At 77.4% G+C, this 2,012-nt stretch carries 3 protein-coding genes; 2 read left to right on the top strand and 1 reads right to left on the bottom strand.

What is annotated here, in order from left to right; all coding sequences use genetic code 11:
- Together ABEB16_RS14000 and ABEB16_RS14005 are read left to right on the top strand one after the other, a co-directional pair.
- Positions 1-960: ABC transporter permease (locus ABEB16_RS14000; protein WP_345712855.1), on the top strand; the 960-nt coding region annotated here is incomplete at its 5' end.
- Positions 957-1,697 carry a TrmH family RNA methyltransferase gene (locus tag ABEB16_RS14005; RefSeq protein WP_345712856.1) on the top strand — a complete coding sequence of 247 codons (741 nt, stop codon included), beginning with the start codon at positions 957-959 and terminating at the stop codon, positions 1,695-1,697. The genes ABEB16_RS14000 and ABEB16_RS14005, both read left to right, overlap by 4 nt.
- Positions 1,698-1,770: 73 nt before the next feature.
- On the opposite strand, the gene ABEB16_RS14010 is transcribed toward ABEB16_RS14005, so the two are convergent.
- Positions 1,771-2,012: LysM peptidoglycan-binding domain-containing protein (locus tag ABEB16_RS14010; protein WP_345712857.1), on the bottom strand; the 242-nt coding region annotated here is incomplete at its 5' end.

Below are 2,012 nucleotides of genomic sequence, written 5' to 3' on the forward strand. Positions count from 1 at the left end.
CTGCGGGTGCGCGAGGAGGCCGACGCCGCCGCGGCGGAGGCGGCGGTGCGGGACGGCTCGGTGGACGCCGCGCTGCTGCCCGCGGCCGGTGGTGGGGCGGCGGTGGAGCTGGTGGGTGACACGACCGTGGCCGAGGACCTGACCGCGGCGGTGGCCCGGCGGGTGCAGGGGGAGCAGGTGCTCGCCGGGTTCGAGGCCGCCGGGGTGCCGCGGGCGGAGGCGGCGGCCCTGCTGGCCACGCCGGCGCCGGCGACCCGGCTGCTGGACGCCGACGCCGTGGACCCCACGACGGTGCTGCTGCTGGGGTTCGCCTTCGCGATCCTCTTCTTCCAGGTGGTGGTGATCTTCGGCTACTCGATCGCGCAGAGCGTCGTGCAGGAGAAGCAGACGCGCGTCATCGAGCTGCTCGTGACGGCGGTGCCCGTCCGGCAGCTGCTGGTCGGCAAGATCGTGGGCAACGGGCTGCTGGCCCTGGGGCAGATGGTGCTGCTGGTGGCCGTCGGCCTGCTGGGGGCGGCGCTCGGCGGGGACGTGCTGGACGACCTGCCGAGCCTGCCGTCGGCGGCGGTGTGGTTCCTGGTGTTCTTCGTGTTCGGCTTCGCGATGCTGTCGTGCCTGTGGGCGGCGGCGGGTGCGATGGCCAGCCGCCTGGAGGACCTGCAGTCCACGGCGACGCCGGTGCAGTTCCTCGTGATGGTCCCGTTCTTCGCGGCGGTGTTCGTGCGGGAGGCGGGCACGGTGCAGACCGTGCTGTCGTACCTGCCGCTGTCCTCGCCGATCGTGATGCCCCGGCGGGTGCTCGCGGGGGACGCGGCGGCGTGGGAGCCGTTCGCGGCGCTGGCGCTGATCGCGGTGACGGCGCTGCTGCTGGTGGCGGTGGCGCGGCGGCTGTACGAGAACTCGCTGCTGCAGACGGGCCGGACCCTGGGCCTGCGCGCGGCCTGGTCGCGGCCGGCGTGACGTCCGCGCAGGACCCCGGCGGAGCGGGTGGGCAGGACCCCGGCGGAGCGGGTGGGCAGGACCCCGGCGGGGCGGGTGGGGACCCCGCCGGGGCGGGGGAGCGGGTCGTCGGGGTCGGGCCCTGGCCCGGGGGCCCGCCCGCCTGGCCGGACGACGCGCGGCTGGACCCGGAGCTGCTGGCGGCCGGTGACCGGCGCAACGTGGAGGACCGGTTCCGCTACTGGTCGAACGCGGCCATCGTCGCGGCGCTGGACGCCGAGCGGCACCCGCTGCACGTCGCGGTGGAGAACTGGCAGCACGACGCGAACATCGGCTCGGTGGTGCGCACCGCCAACGCGGTGAACGCCGCGGGGGTGCACGTGGTGGGGCAGCGGCGCTGGAACCGCCGCGGGGCGATGGTCACCGACCGCTACCTGCACGTGTCCCACCACGCGGACGTCGCCGCCCTGGCCTCGTGGGCCGCGGCGCGGGGGCTGCCGCTGGTGGGGGTGGACAACGTGCCGGGGTCGGTGCCGCTGGAGACGTACGACCTGCCGCGGGAGGTGGTGCTGCTCTTCGGGCAGGAGGGCCCGGGCCTGTCGCCGGCGGCGCTGGAGGCCTGCGGTGCCGTGCTGGCCATCGCGCAGTTCGGCTCGACGCGCTCGATCAACGTGGGGGCGGCGGCCGCGGTGGTGATGCACGCCTGGGTCCGCCGCCACGTGTTCGGCCAGCTGCCCCGGGCGGGCGGGGCGCCCTGAGGTCCGCTCCCGGCGCGGCGGCCGCACGCCCCGACCCCGAGTCGGCGGGACGTGCGGCCTGCGCGTGCGGGGATCAGGGGAGGACGAGCACCTGGCCGACGCGGATGGCGGCCGGGTCGGGGCCGATGGTCGCGGCGTTGGCGGCGTGCAGCGCGCGCCAGCCGCCACCGACGCCGTTGGTCACGGCGATCCGGTACAGCGTGTCGCCGGGGGCGACGACGTGGGTGCGCTGCACGGGCGGGCGGGCGGCGCGCGCGGCGCGGGCGGCCTCGACGACGGGGACGGCGATCGGGGCCGCGGGGGCCGGCGGCGGGG

The sequence above is a fragment of the Kineococcus glutinatus genome (assembly GCF_039542765.1).
GTDB lineage: Bacteria > Actinomycetota > Actinomycetes > Actinomycetales > Kineococcaceae > Kineococcus_A > Kineococcus_A glutinatus.